The following is a 12,838-nucleotide window of genomic DNA, read 5'->3' as shown; positions in this document are numbered from 1 at the left end:
CGCTTTGCCTTTGAATCGAAGGTAGAGGTGGGGGCGGGTGGCTGAACGGGTGGAGCTGAAGAGTTGCGTGCGGTGCGGTGAGAGCAAACCGCGCGCAGCCTTCGCCATCAGGCGATCGAATCTTGACGGCCTGCAGCGACACTGCAGGGATTGTGCCTCGGACTACCACCGCGAGGCGCAAATAGCGGCAGGCAAGAAGGTTCGTCCCCGCGTCGAAGTGCCCGAAGGGCACAAACTGTGCCAGCGTTGCGGGGAGGTCAAGCCGCATTCGGACTGGCATCGAAACGCGACCGCGTCAGATGGTCTCTCCACCCGTTGCAAGGCGTGCCGCAAAGCGGAGGGGCGGGCTGGGCATCTGAAGCGGTCATACGGCATCACCGAAGCCCAACGCGACGAGATGATCGCCTCCCAGATGGGTATCTGCACGATCTGCCTGGCTGCCCCGGCAGTCCACGTTGATCATTGTCACGAGACGGGTAGGGTCCGTGGCGTACTGTGCTTCAACTGCAATTCGGCCATCGGCAAGTTGGGAGACGATCCCGACACTCTGCGGCGGGCCGTCTCATACTTGGAGGGACACGCGTGGAAGCCAACACTCGTAGCACCGGGCGTCTACCAGCTGCCTTCCTGACGCCGGGGTCGTCCTCGTTCATGGACTTCCTGTCCGACCACTCGCCGGAGATGCTGCCGGGCAACCGGAAGCTGCCCGACGGGGTCGTCGAGGCGCCGCACGGCACCACGATCGTCGCCGCGACCTTCCCCGGTGGCGTGGTGCTCGCCGGTGACCGGCGGGCGACCATGGGCAACATGATCGCGCAGCGCGACATCGAGAAGGTGTTCCCGGCCGACGAGTTCTCGGCCGTGGGCATCGCCGGCACCGCCGGTCTCGCCGTGGAGATGGTCAAGTTGTTCCAGCTGGAACTGGAGCACTTCGAGAAGGTGGAGGGGGCGACTCTCTCCCTGGAGGGCAAGGCGAACCGCCTGTCCACCATGATCCGCGGGAATCTGGGGATGGCCATGCAGGGCCTCGCCGTCGTGCCGCTCTTCGCCGGCTGGGACGAGGGCAAGGAGAAGGGCCGGATCTTCTCCTACGACGTGACCGGCGGCCGATCCGAGGAGCACGGCTTCGCCGCCACCGGTTCCGGTTCGATCTTCGCCCGCGGCTCGATGAAGAAGCTCTACCGTCCCGACCTGACGGAGGAGCAGGCCACCACGCTGGTCGTGCAGGCCCTGTACGACGCCGCCGACGACGACTCGGCGACCGGTGGCCCGGACCTGTACCGCCACATCTACCCCATCGTCACCGTCATCACCGACGAGGGATTCCGCAGGCTCAGCGAGGAAGAGTCCCAGGAGCTGGCTCGCTCGGTCACCGATCGGCGCCTGGAGCAGCCCGACGGTCCTCGCGCGGCCCTGCTCTGATCACTCGTCGTCCGTTGAACCCAGAAGAAAGGGACGGGTAGCCGGTGTCGACTCCGTTCTACGTCTCACCCCAGCAGGCCATGGCCGACCGGGCGGAGTACGCCCGCAAGGGCATCGCCCGTGGCCGCAGTCTGGTCGTCCTTCAGTACACCGACGGCATCGTGTTCGTCGGCGAGAACCCTTCCCGTGCGCTGCACAAGTTCAGCGAGATCTACGACCGGATCGGGTTCGCCGCGGCGGGCAAGTACAACGAGTACGAGAACCTGCGGATCGGCGGTGTCCGTTACGCCGATCTGCGGGGTTACACCTACGACCGGGACGATGTGACGGCCCGGGGCCTGGCGAACGTATACGCCCAGACGCTGGGCACGATCTTCTCGAGCGCGGGGGAGAAGCCGTACGAGGTGGAGCTGGTCGTCGCCGAGGTCGGTGCGGAGCCCGAGGGTGACCAGATCTACCGGCTGCCGCACGACGGGTCGATCGTGGACGAGCACGGTTCGGTCGCTGTGGGCGGCAATGCGGAGCAGATCAGCAGCTTCCTCGACCAGCGGCACCGCGACGGGATGTCGCTCGCCGAGGCGCTGAAGCTGGCTGTGCAGGCGTTGTCGCGGGACACCAACGGCAGTGAGCGGGAGATTCCCGCGGAGCGGCTCGAGGTGGCGGTTCTGGACCGTACGCGCCCGCAGCAGCGTAAGTTCAAGCGGATCCTCGGGCGTCAGCTGGTGCGTCTGCTGGAGGCGGACAACGCGGCGATCGCGAAGACGGACGAGCCGTCGGACGACATTCTGGATGATTTGGACGACATGGAGGACTAGGGCCCTCCTCGCTCGTTCGTCGGCCCCGGTCCGCTTCGGCGGGCCGGGGCTTCGTCGTGTTCAGGACGGAGGGGGTCCGGAGGAGCCGCGGGGCATCAGGGTGACCGGGAGTTGGCCGGGTTCGGGGGTTTCGCCCGCGAGGACGGCGAGGAGGGCGGCCATGCCGCGTTCGCCGACGTGTTCGGCGGGGAGTCGGATGGTGGTGAGTTCCGGTTCGACGGCGGTGGCGAGTGCCAGGTCGTCGAAGCCGGTGACGGAGACGTCTTCGGGGACGCGCAGGCCGAGTCGGCGGACGGCTTTGCAGGCGCCGGCGGCGAGGATGTCGTCGTCGCAGATGAGGGCGGTGGGTCGTGGGCCGGGGCTGGTGAGGGCGTGTTCGGCGGCGATGCGGGCGCCGTCCACGTCGAGGGGTGCGTGCACGGTGCGTACCGAGGTGTCGCGCAGTGCGTCGGCGAGGGCGGCTGCCCGTACGTCGAAGGTCCAGGACGGTACGGCCGAGGCGAGATGGACGAAGCGGCGGTGGCCGAGGGTCAGGAGGTGTCTGGTGACCTGGCGCATTCCGTCGGCGATGTCGAGGTTGACGTGGGCGGCGGCGCCGGTGTCGGAGGGGTCGCTGTCGAGCATGACCAGCGGCAGGTCGGTGCCGTGGAAGGCTTTGAGGGCGTCGGCGGCCATGGAGGAGGCGATGACGCCGTCGAGTGCGGCGCGGGCGGAGGCGAAGGGGTCCTTGGCCGGGCCGACGCCGTCGGGGGAGGGGTAGAGGACGACGCCGAAGCCGTGGCGGGCGGCGACGGTGGCTGCGCCGGTGTAGACGCGGGCGAAGAATTCGTTGGTGAGTGCGGGGACGACGAGGAGTGCGGTCCTGGTGTGTCCGAGGCGGAGGTTGCGGGCGGCGAGGTTGGGTCGGTAGCCGAGGCCTCGGGCGGCTTCCCGTACGGCCTGTGCGGTGCGTTCGGAGACGCGGCCGCGCCATTTGTCGCCGAGTACGAGTGAGACGGTGGCCTGGGACACTCCGGCGGCCCTGGCGACGTCCCGGCTGGTGGGCCGTGCTGCGCTGGGGGGTTCCGGGGTCTGCACTCGTTGCCTCCGCGGGGGTGGTTGCCGTGCGCGGGTGGACCCGCGGGATGTCGCCATGGTACGTATGATCCAGGCAGTTATACGTAAAACCTCAGGGCGGGGCGCTGGGGGAGAGGAGACGGACATGGCCGGCGAGGCCAAGGAGAGCAGCGGCTATCTCGACATCCTCGGGGCGCCGCACGCCCTGAGGCTGCTCACCGGCACCCTGGTCGGCCGGCTCCCGAACGGCACGGGGCCCATCGCCATCGTGCTCTTCACCCGGGCGGAGGGCGGCAGCTACAGCCTGGCCGGCGGGCTCACCGCGGCGTACGGCGTCGCCACGGCCGTGGGCCAGCCCCTGCTCGGCCGGGCCGTCGACCTGAGGGGCCAGCCGCGCGTCCAGCTGCCCGCCGCGATCGTCTCCGCGCTCGGCATGATCGTCCTGGCCGTGGCCGGAATCAGCCCCCTCGTCCTCGCCTACGCGGCCGTCGTCGTCGCCGGGCTCTTCACGCCGCCCCTCGAAGGCGGACTGCGTGCCCTGTGGCCGAGCGTGCTCGGGCGGGAGGACCGGGTCCACCGGGCCTACGCCATGGACGCCGTGGCCCAGGAAGTCATGTTCACCGTCGGACCGTTGCTGGTGACCCTGCTGGTCGCCCTCTGGTCGCCGGCCGCCGCGCTTCTCGTCATCAACGTCCTCGGCATCCTCGGCGCGCTCTCCGTCGTCCTGTCCGAGCCCTCGCGCGCGTGGCGCTCTGAGCCCCGCGAGGCCCACTGGCTGGGCGCCCTGCGCTCGCCCGGTCTGCTGGCCCTCCTCGGTTCGTTCTTCTTCGTCGGGCTCGCCCTCGGCTCCATCACCGTCGCGGGCCTCGCCTACGCCGACGACCAGGGCAACGAATCGGCCTACGGCTGGCTGATGGCCGCTCTCGGCCTTGGCGCGCTGATCGGCGGAGTCCTCTACGGGGCACGGCGCTGGGCAGGCGCCCCCGAGCGGCGGCTGCGGGTCATCATCGGACTGCTCGCCCTCGGCTATCTGCCCCTCATGCTGACGCCCGGTGTGGTGCCGATGACGGCCCTCGCCGCGCTCTCCGGCGTCTTTCTCGCCCCTGCCCTGGCGTGTGGCTTCATCGTCGTCGACCGGCACGCGCCCAGCGGCACGGTCACCGAGGCCTTCTCCTGGCTCGTCACCACCTTCGGTGTGGGGGCGGCCCTCGGCTCGGCGGTCGCCGGGCCCGCCGTCGAACTCGCCGGAACCACTGCGGGCTTCGGTGTCGCCGGAGCCGGTGGCTTCGTGGCTCTCCTTGTCCTTCTGGCCACCGGGCGGGTGCTCGCCGCCCCCGGCCGCAGTGTGCGACACGCCGTCAGCGGGGGTGCCGGGAGCAGCGGACACGCCGATAAGAACGCGCACTCATCGGAAAATGATCGAAACGGGGCTGTCGAACCCGGTTTCAGCTCAGGCCATCAGGCGTAATGTTCAGACATGGACCGCCGCATTTTCGGGCTGGAGAACGAGTACGGCGTCACGTGCACGTTCAGGGGACAGCGCCGACTGTCTCCTGACGAAGTGGCGCGCTACCTCTTCCGCCGTGTTGTGTCATGGGGCCGCAGCAGCAATGTCTTCCTGCGGAACGGCGCCCGCCTGTACCTCGACGTGGGTTCGCATCCGGAATACGCAACACCCGAATGCGACAACGTGACCGAACTGGTCACGCACGACAAGGCGGGCGAACGCATTCTCGAAGGCCTGCTCGTCGACGCCGAACGCCGCCTGCACGAGGAGGGAATCGCCGGCGACGTCTATCTTTTCAAGAACAACACCGACTCGGCGGGAAACTCCTACGGCTGCCACGAGAACTATCTCGTCGCCCGCCACGGAGAGTTCTCCCGGCTCGCGGACATCCTCATTCCCTTCCTCGTCACCCGACAGCTCATCTGCGGCGCCGGAAAGGTGCTTCAGACCCCGCGTGGCGCGGTCTACTGCGTCTCCCAGCGGGCCGAGCACATCTGGGAGGGCGTCAGTTCCGCGACGACCCGTTCCCGACCCATCATCAACACCCGTGACGAGCCGCACGCGGACGCCGAGCGCTACCGCCGGCTGCACGTCATCGTCGGCGACTCGAACATGTCCGAGACGACCATGCTGCTCAAGGTCGGCGCCACCGACCTCGTGCTCCGCATGATCGAGGCGGGCACCGTGATGCGCGACCTGACCCTGGAGAACCCGATCCGGGCCATCCGTGAGGTCAGCCACGACATCACAGGCCAGCGCAAGGTCCGCCTCGCCAGCGGCCGCGAGGCCTCCGCCCTGGAGGTCCAGCGGGAGTACTACGAGAAGGCCGCGGACTTCGTCGACCGCCGGGGCATCCGTACGGGCACGGTCGCCCAGGTCCTGGAGCTGTGGGGCCGTACGCTGGACGCCATCGAGGCCGAGGACCTCGACCGCATCGGGACCGAGATCGACTGGGTCATGAAGTACAAGCTCATCGAGCGGTACCGGGCGAAGAACAACATGACCATGTCGCACCCCCGGGTCGCGCAGATAGACCTCGCGTACCACGACATCCACCGCCGCCGTGGGCTCTACTACCTCCTGGAGAGGAAGGGCCAGGCGGCCCGGATCTGCAATGACCTGAAGATCTTCGAGGGCAAGTCGGTGCCCCCGCAGACCACCAGGGCGCGGCTGCGCGGCGATTTCATCCGCCGTGCGCAGGAGCAGCGGCGGGACTTCACCGTCGACTGGGTCCACCTCAAGCTCAACGATCAGGCGCAGCGCACCGTGTTGTGCAAGGACCCCTTCCGGTCGGTCGACGACCGGGTGGAAAAGCTGATCGCCGGAATGTAGGACAGCGCTGTACGAAGTGCCAGGGCCCCGTGCGTTTCGCGTGCGGGGCCCTTGGCCTGCCCGGAGGGTCCCCTAGAGTGTCGGACAACTACTGTGCCGTCTGAGATCTGAGGAACACGTGCGCCGACTTGCCGGCCTACTGGTCGTCCCGCTGCTGCTGCTCTCGACAGCGGCCTGCGGCAGCGACGACAAGGGCTCCGATAACGCCTCGATGAAGAACGGGCTGCCCGCCATCACCGCGGGTGAGAAGTTCGGGGAGAAGCCCACGCTCGCGAAGGGGGAGGGCGAGCCGCCGAAGGAGCTCAAGGTCAATGTGATCAGCGAGGGTGACGGCGCGGTCACGAAGAAGGGTGACGCGCTCCAGGTGAACTACCTGGGGCAGGCCTGGGACTCCACCACGCCCTTCGACAACAGCTTCGACCGCGGTCAGCCGTTCGAGCTGACCCTGGGCGCCGGTCAGGTCATCAAGGGCTGGGACCAGGGCCTGGAGGGCCAGAAGGTCGGCAGCCGTGTCGAGATCGGCATCCCGCCGGAGCTCGGTTACGGTGCGCAGGGGCAGGGCGACATCAAGCCCAACGCCACTCTCGTCTTCGTCGTGGACATCCTGAAGGCCACCACGGTCCCCAAGTCCGCCGAGGGCACCGAGGTCGCCCAGGAGAACAAGGACCTGCCGAAGGTCGGTACGAACACCGACGGCAAGGCGCCCTCGCTGACCGTCCCGAAGGTCGACCCGCCGACCGAGCTCGTCTCCAACTATGTGCTGGAGTCCAAGGGCGAGGTCGTCAAGGCCACCGACACGGTCGTCGTGAACTACGTCGCGGCGCTGTGGAAGGACGGCAAGGTCTTCGACTCGACGTACGCGACGGGCAAGACCGCGAACTTCCCGCTCGAGCAGCTGACCCTCAAGGGCCTGAAGAACGGCATCGTCGGCAAGAAGGTCGGCAGCCGCATCCTGATCGTCGCCCCGCCGGCGGAGGCCTTCGGGGACCAGGAGCAGCAGGGGATCCCGAAGGGCTCCACGCTGGTGTTCGCACTCGACATCCTGGCCAAGATGTAAGACTGTCCCGGTCGCGTAGTTCATCGTTTGCGCGGTTCATCAGTTTGAGGAGCACACTGCAGTGAGCATCGAGAAGCCCGAGGTCGACTTCCCGGGCGGCGAGCCGCCGGCCGACCTGGAGATCAAGGACATCTGGGAGGGCGACGGCCCCGAGGCCAAGGCAGGCGCCATGGTCTCCGTCCACTACGTGGGCGTCTCCTTCTCCACCGGCGAGGAGTTCGATTCCTCGTGGAACCGTGGCACCCCGCTGCAGTTCCAGCTCGGTGCCGGCCAGGTCATCGCCGGTTGGGACCAGGGCGTGCAGGGCATGAAGGTCGGCGGCCGCCGCCAGCTGATCATCCCCGCCCACCTCGCCTACGGCGACCGCGGCGCCGGCGGCAAGATCGCCCCGGGCGAGACCCTGATCTTCGTCTGCGACCTGGTCGCCGTCTGATCGGTCACGTCACGACCTGAAACGGTCACTCGAGGGTCCCCGTCGTACGGCGGGGACCCTCGGCTTTTGCCACGACACCCCGGGGCGGTACGGTCGGATGTCCGAGAAGTCAATCCGGCAGAAGAGGTGCAGGGCGTCGATGGCGATTGCCAAGGCCGAGCGGCTGATGAATCTGGCCCTCTGTCTGCTCGGGACACGCCGGCCGCTCTCCAAGCGTGAGCTGCGGGACTCAATCGAGGCATATGTCGAAGCCGTCAGGCCGGGCAACGGCGGTGCCGGTGGCGACGACGCCTTCAACCGGATGTTCGAGCGCGACAAGGACGATCTGCGCGAGCTCGGTCTGGTCATCGAGACCGTCGAGAACCTCGAGGGCGAGATCGGTTATCTGGCCCGCCGCGACTCCAACCGGCTCCCGCCGATCACGCTCGACGCCGAGGAGGCCGCTGCGCTCGGTCTCGCCGCCAAGGTGTGGCAGCAGGCCCGCCTCGCCGGAGCGGCCAGCGGGGCCCTGCAGAAGCTGCGTGCCGCCGGGATGCCCGAGGCCGAGGACTCGTACGACGCGCAGCACAGCGCGCTCGAGCCCCGCATCCCCGTCCACGAGACCGCGTTCGAGCCCCTGATGCTGGCGTGCCGCGACCGGCGCCCGGTCGTCTTCGACTACCGCAAGGCGACGGCCGCGCGCCCCGAGACCCGCCAGGTCGAGCCGTGGACCCTGGAGTGCTGGCGAGGCCACTGGTACCTGGCCGGCTGGGACCGCGACCGCGGCGCCGAGCGCGTCTTCCGCCTCTCGCGTATCACCGGCAGGGTCCGTTCGCGGGCCGGCGCCTTCACCGCGCCGGTGCCCGACGTCGTCACCGTCCGTGAGACCGTCGAGAGCTGGGCGGGCGAAATCGCGACCCGCTCCGCCCGGATCCGGCTGCGCACCGGCTGTGGCTATCCGCTGCGGGCCCGGGCCCAGTCCGTGCAGGAAGGTACGGACGGCTGGGACGAGCTGGAGATCCCGTACGGACACGGTCTGGACGCCTGGCTGGTGGAGTTCGGTCCCGATGTCGTCGTGCTCGAGCCCGCGGACCTGCGGGCCGATGTGGTGGACCGGCTGCGTGCCGTGGCCAAGGGCTGAAGGGGGAGACGTACAGCATGGCTGCGAACGCGATCGACCAGACGAGGCGGATGCTCTCCCTCGTGACCTACCTCCGGGAACGGCCCGGCGCGCATGTCGCCGATGTCGCCCGTGCCTTCGGGATCACCGAGGACGAGCTGATCTCCGACCTCGATGTGCTGCCCATGTGCGGCACGAGCTTCCGTGGCGGCGATCTCCTGGACATCGACACCGACGGCGACCGTATCTGGTGGCACAACCCGGACGATGTCGCCGAGCCGTTGCGGCTCGCCGCCGACGAGGCGACGGCCCTGCTGGTCGCGGCGCGTGCCGTGGCCACGCTGCCCGGTCTGCGCGAGAGCGACCGCGAGGCGCTGCTGCGTGCCACCGCCAAGCTGGAGACGGCGGCCGGTGAGGCGGCGGGGGCCAGTTCCCGGCTCTCGGTCACCTTCGAGTCCGAGGGTGGTGTCTTCGCCGAGGTGGACCGGGCGATCTCGGAGCGCCGTCGGCTCTGGGTGCGGTACTACTCGCCGGCCCGCGACGAGCTGACCGAGCGCGAGGTGGATCCGATCCGGCTGTTCGCCGTCGGCCACACCTATATGGAGGCGTGGTGCCGGCTCTCCGAGGCGCGCCGCACCTTCCGGCTCGACCGGGTCGCCGAGATCCGGATCCTCGACGAGCAGTCGGCGCCGCCCGAGATCGAGCTGCGGGATCTGTCGGAGGGGCTGGTCCAGCCGTCCGCCGAGGACCCGGAGGTCGTGGTCGAGGTGGGCCCCGGCGGCCGCTGGGTCGCCGAGTACTACCCGCACGACCGGGCCGACGAGCTGCCCGACGGGGGACTGCGCATCACCCTGCGGACGCCCGCCCCCGCCTCGCTGCGGCGCCTCGCGCTGCGGCTCGGCAGCGACGGACGGATCGTCTCGCCCCAGGACCTCGCCGACAGTGCCCGGGAGGCCGCCACGGCCGCCCTCGCCGCGTACGACGGCCGGGAGTGACTCGGCGGGGCGGGCGCGACTCAAGGGGAAGGTGACATTCCCCGCCGAGTCGACGCTGTTGCCTGTGGAGCCGATGGATTCGCGCGAGCGCGGGAACCGAAAGGGATGAGGGAAATGTCCGTGATGCACGGAATGACGGCGTCAATCGCACCGGTCCTCTTCAAGGCGGCCTGCCCCGACTGCCGCGCCCGTTGCGAACTCTCCGCGAGCGCGCTGCGCCTCGCGATCGGCGCCAGCCGCCGCACCACCTTCTACTCCTTCACCTGCCCCGAGTGCGGCAGCTCCGTCCGCAAGCCCGCCGGTGAACGGATCATCGAACTCCTCACCGGCGGCGGCGTCCGCACCCTGCGCCTGCACTCCACCGTCTGACGCCCCGTCCGGCGATCCCTCCGCCCCGCAACGTCTAGGCTCGGCACATGTTCTGGCCCATGCTCGCCATCGCACTCGGATTCCTCGGCATCGCCGTCCTCGGCATCCTCGGTATCAAGGTCTTCCTCGAGGCCCAGCGGCTCGGCCGTCAAGTGGCCCGGACCACCGAACGCATCACCCGTGCCGCCGAAGACCTCGAAAGCGCCGCGGGACAGCTGGCCCGAACCGGCGAGTCGCTGCGCTGAGCCCGTGCCGTACGCTGCTCAGGACGGCCCGGAAGGGGATGCGCGGGCCGCAATCGCGAGTATGCACAGGCATTGCCCTGCGTTTACTCCTGCGGGTTACGATCGCAGACAGCGCGGTGGCCGGACGCATGTCCGACCCGCCGGGCATGCACACCCTGTCGCCTCGGTGAAGAAGGTAAACAGCTATGGGTAGGCTCGGCCCCACCGAGATCATTCTCATCCTCGTCGTCATCATCCTGCTGTTCGGCGCCAAGAAGCTCCCCGACATGGCCCGTTCGCTGGGCAAGTCCGCCCGCATCCTCAAGAGCGAGGCCAAGGCGATGAAGTCGGACGACCAGCAGAGCGCCCCTGCCGACCCGCCGACCCCCGGCACCCCGGACCAGGCCGCCCCGCGTACCATCCAGGCCGCGCCCGGCGACGTGACCAGCTCGCGTCCCGTCACCGAGCCCTCGGACACCACCAAGCGCTGACCCGGTCCGCCGCGGCCGCCGCACCGAGCGGCGGCCTGCCGCACGAGATGAGGACGTGGGTTGCTCAAGTCTGCCCGCAAGCAGGAGAAGGACCCCGAGGGCCGGATGCCCCTCGTGGAGCACCTGCGTGAACTTCGCAACCGCATGGCGAAGGGCCTCCTGGCCATCGCCGCGGTCACCGTCGTGGCCCTCGTGTACAGCGAGGAGCTCATGCAGTTCCTGACGAAGTCCGTGCCCAAGTGCCCGCAGGGCACGATGGGCGACGGCGGTAACTGTGCGGTCGTCTCCTTCAACACGCTGATCGCCCCCTTCAGCACGACGATCCAGGTCAGTCTCGTGACCGGTCTCGTCGTCGCGAGCCCGGTGTGGCTGTACCAGCTCTGGGCCTTCATCGCGCCCGGCCTGCACAAGACCGAGAAGAAGTACACCTACGCCTTCGTCGGCGCCGCGGTCCCGCTGTTCGCCGCCGGCGCCTACCTCGCGTACCTCATCCTGCCCATCAGCGTGAAGGTCCTCATCAGCCTCACGCCCGGCGGTTCTGCGAACATCCTCTCCCTCGGTGACGTCCTCGACTTCACCCTGCGCATGGTGCTCGTCTTCGGCCTCGCCTTCGAGCTCCCGCTCGTCCTCGTGATGCTGAACCTCACCGGAGTCCTCACCGGTCGCCGCATGGCCGGCTGGTGGCGTGGCGTGATCATGGGCGTCTTCGTCTTCGGCGCCGTCATCACCCCCACCACCGACCCCGTCGGAATGATCGCGCTGGCCGGACCGATCACCGTCCTGTACTTCGGGGCCGTCGGCTTCTCGCTCATCAACGACCGACGCCGGGCCCGCAACAACCCCGACGCCGAACTCGACGACGACGAGGCATCCAGCCTCGACCTCACCCCGGCGGGCGTCGAAGCCGTCGAGCCCGTCGGCGCGGCCCGTGCCCTGCCCGAGCAGTCCAGTGGCGAGGCCGACGGCGGCAGATCGTCCCGGCCGGGTAGTTACGACGACATCACCTGATCTTGTAGGGTCCTCCCCCCAGACTCCGTCCGGGGGGACACCCATGACCAGCGAGATCACCCTTCTCGTCAATCCCACCGCGGGACACGGCCGGGGCGCGCACGCCGCGCAGCCGGCCGCCGGCGCGCTCAGGGACGCCGGATTCGCCGTCCGTACCGTCGTCGGCGCCGACGCCGACGACGCCCTGCGGCGCGCCCGCGACGCCGTCGCCGACGGAACCGGCGCACTCGTCGCCGTCGGCGGCGACGGCATGATCTCGCTCGCCCTCCAGGCCCTCGCCGGCACGCGGACCCCGCTCGGCGTGGTCGCGGTCGGCACCGGAAACGACTTCGCCCGCAGCCTCGGCCTGCCCGTACGCCACCCCGAGGCCGCCGGACGGCTCGTCGCCGAGCTGCTCAAGGGCGGAAGCGGACGCGACATCGACCTCGGCAGGGTCGGCGACCGCTGGTTCGGCACCGTCCTCGCCTCCGGCTTCGACTCCCGCGTCAACGATCGCGGCAACCGTATGAAACTGCCGCTCGGCCGCTTCAAGTACGACCTCGCCATCCTCGCCGAGCTCGCCTCGTTCCGGCCCGTCCCGTACCGGCTCACCTTCGACGACGGCACCGAGCGGCAGGTCGACGCCACCCTCGTCGCCGTCGGGAACGGCACCTCGTACGGCGGGGGGATGCGGATCTGCGCCGACGCACGCATGGACGACGGCCTCTTCGACGTCACGGTTGTCGGCGACTGCTCCCGTACGACCCTGATCAAGGTCTTCCCGCGGGTCTACCGCGGCACCCACCTCGACCACCCCAAGGTCACCGTCCACCGAGTCCGCGCCGTCACCCTGGACGCCCCCGACGTCACCGGCTACGCGGACGGCGAGCCGCTCGGACCACTGCCGCTGACCGCCGAATGCGTCCCCGGAGCGCTGCGCGTCCTGGCGCTCCAGGGGGTGTCCGGCGGACCCGATCGGCCGGCGCCGGACGATGCGCCGGGGCGGTGAATCGGTCCGTCATTAAAGATCGCGTCAGTGTCAGGGGTGACG

15 protein-coding genes are annotated in these 12,838 nt (G+C 69.4%); 14 read left to right on the top strand and 1 reads right to left on the bottom strand.

Going from position 1 to position 12,838, the window contains the following annotated elements:
* The first annotated feature begins 55 nt into the window (after positions 1-55).
* Genes ACZ561_RS20170 through prcA form a run of 3 tightly spaced genes read left to right on the top strand, consistent with a single transcriptional unit; the run spans position 56 to position 2,237 of the window.
* On the top strand, positions 56-631 hold the full coding sequence (locus ACZ561_RS20170) for an endonuclease VII domain-containing protein (RefSeq protein ID WP_470997197.1): 576 nt from the start codon (positions 56-58) through the stop codon (positions 629-631).
* Positions 583-1,422, top strand: a complete 840-nt coding sequence (gene prcB, locus ACZ561_RS20165) for a proteasome subunit beta (protein WP_470996722.1) — start codon at positions 583-585, stop codon at positions 1,420-1,422. The genes ACZ561_RS20170 and prcB overlap by 49 nt, the downstream gene beginning before the upstream one ends.
* Positions 1,423-1,466: 44 nt before the next feature.
* Positions 1,467-2,237, top strand: coding sequence for a proteasome subunit alpha (gene prcA / locus ACZ561_RS20160; RefSeq protein ID WP_376434454.1), 771 nt, complete (start codon positions 1,467-1,469; stop codon positions 2,235-2,237).
* Positions 2,238-2,297: 60 nt separating this feature from the next.
* Here the strand turns inward: prcA and ACZ561_RS20155 are convergent, their stop codons facing one another.
* The gene (locus tag ACZ561_RS20155) at positions 2,298-3,314 is read right to left on the bottom strand and encodes a LacI family DNA-binding transcriptional regulator (protein WP_470996719.1); all 1,017 of its coding nucleotides are present in this window, start codon (positions 3,312-3,314) and stop codon (positions 2,298-2,300) included.
* A gap of 124 nt (positions 3,315-3,438) precedes the next feature.
* Here ACZ561_RS20155 and ACZ561_RS20150 point away from each other — a divergent pair, with 124 nt between their 5' ends.
* The 11 genes from ACZ561_RS20150 (at position 3,439) to ACZ561_RS20100 (ending at position 12,796) form a co-directional block, all read left to right on the top strand.
* Positions 3,439-4,761 (top strand): MFS transporter, encoded by a 1,323-nt coding sequence (locus ACZ561_RS20150; RefSeq protein ID WP_470996716.1) that lies wholly within the window; start codon positions 3,439-3,441, stop codon positions 4,759-4,761.
* Positions 4,762-4,770: 9 nt separating this feature from the next.
* Positions 4,771-6,132, top strand: a complete 1,362-nt coding sequence (gene pafA / locus ACZ561_RS20145) for a Pup--protein ligase (protein ID WP_137990376.1) — start codon at positions 4,771-4,773, stop codon at positions 6,130-6,132.
* A 118-nt stretch (positions 6,133-6,250) separates the two neighbouring features.
* Complete coding sequence (locus tag ACZ561_RS20140) at positions 6,251-7,189, top strand: FKBP-type peptidyl-prolyl cis-trans isomerase (RefSeq protein ID WP_376434461.1); 939 nt, start codon at positions 6,251-6,253, stop codon at positions 7,187-7,189.
* Positions 7,190-7,250: 61 nt separating this feature from the next.
* The gene (locus ACZ561_RS20135) at positions 7,251-7,622 is read left to right on the top strand and encodes an FKBP-type peptidyl-prolyl cis-trans isomerase (RefSeq protein WP_376434463.1); all 372 of its coding nucleotides are present in this window, start codon (positions 7,251-7,253) and stop codon (positions 7,620-7,622) included.
* Between the two features lie 139 nt (positions 7,623-7,761).
* Positions 7,762-8,742, top strand: a complete 981-nt coding sequence (locus ACZ561_RS20130; protein WP_376434465.1) for a helix-turn-helix transcriptional regulator — start codon at positions 7,762-7,764, stop codon at positions 8,740-8,742.
* Positions 8,743-8,759: 17 nt separating this feature from the next.
* On the top strand, positions 8,760-9,716 hold the full coding sequence (locus ACZ561_RS20125) for a helix-turn-helix transcriptional regulator (protein WP_470996711.1): 957 nt from the start codon (positions 8,760-8,762) through the stop codon (positions 9,714-9,716).
* A 105-nt stretch (positions 9,717-9,821) separates the two neighbouring features.
* Entirely contained in the window at positions 9,822-10,085 is a 264-nt protein-coding gene (locus ACZ561_RS20120) for a hypothetical protein (protein ID WP_470996708.1), read from the top strand.
* Between the two features lie 47 nt (positions 10,086-10,132).
* On the top strand, positions 10,133-10,330 hold the full coding sequence (locus tag ACZ561_RS20115) for a hypothetical protein (RefSeq protein ID WP_470996705.1): 198 nt from the start codon (positions 10,133-10,135) through the stop codon (positions 10,328-10,330).
* Positions 10,331-10,515: 185 nt separating this feature from the next.
* Positions 10,516-10,800, top strand: a complete 285-nt coding sequence (tatA, locus tag ACZ561_RS20110; protein ID WP_137990383.1) for a Sec-independent protein translocase subunit TatA — start codon at positions 10,516-10,518, stop codon at positions 10,798-10,800.
* A gap of 105 nt (positions 10,801-10,905) precedes the next feature.
* Positions 10,906-11,808, top strand: coding sequence for a twin-arginine translocase subunit TatC (gene tatC, locus ACZ561_RS20105; RefSeq protein WP_470997194.1), 903 nt, complete (start codon positions 10,906-10,908; stop codon positions 11,806-11,808).
* A gap of 43 nt (positions 11,809-11,851) precedes the next feature.
* On the top strand, positions 11,852-12,796 hold the full coding sequence (locus tag ACZ561_RS20100) for a diacylglycerol kinase (RefSeq protein ID WP_470996703.1): 945 nt from the start codon (positions 11,852-11,854) through the stop codon (positions 12,794-12,796).
* Positions 12,797-12,838: the final 42 nt, after the last annotated feature.

This window comes from Streptomyces sp. NPDC039609, from assembly GCF_055596705.1.
This window is presented reverse-complemented; position numbering and strand designations above follow the sequence as displayed.

Bases quoted from the DNA above. Each gene is read 5' to 3' on its own strand.
- ACZ561_RS20150 (WP_470996716.1), top strand. From the start codon at position 3,439: ATGGCCGGCGAGGCCAAGGAGAGCAGCGGCTATCTCGACATCCTCGGG.
- pafA (WP_137990376.1), top strand. From the start codon at position 4,771: ATGGACCGCCGCATTTTCGGGCTGGAGAACGAGTACGGCGTCACGTGC.
- ACZ561_RS20130 (WP_376434465.1), top strand. From the start codon at position 7,762: ATGGCGATTGCCAAGGCCGAGCGGCTGATGAATCTGGCCCTCTGTCTG.
- ACZ561_RS20125 (WP_470996711.1), top strand. From the start codon at position 8,760: ATGGCTGCGAACGCGATCGACCAGACGAGGCGGATGCTCTCCCTCGTG.
- ACZ561_RS20120 (WP_470996708.1), top strand. From the start codon at position 9,822: ATGAGGGAAATGTCCGTGATGCACGGAATGACGGCGTCAATCGCACCG.
- ACZ561_RS20115 (WP_470996705.1), top strand. From the start codon at position 10,133: ATGTTCTGGCCCATGCTCGCCATCGCACTCGGATTCCTCGGCATCGCC.
- tatA (WP_137990383.1), top strand. From the start codon at position 10,516: ATGGGTAGGCTCGGCCCCACCGAGATCATTCTCATCCTCGTCGTCATC.
- tatC (WP_470997194.1), top strand. From the start codon at position 10,906: ATGCCCCTCGTGGAGCACCTGCGTGAACTTCGCAACCGCATGGCGAAG.
- ACZ561_RS20100 (WP_470996703.1), top strand. From the start codon at position 11,852: ATGACCAGCGAGATCACCCTTCTCGTCAATCCCACCGCGGGACACGGC.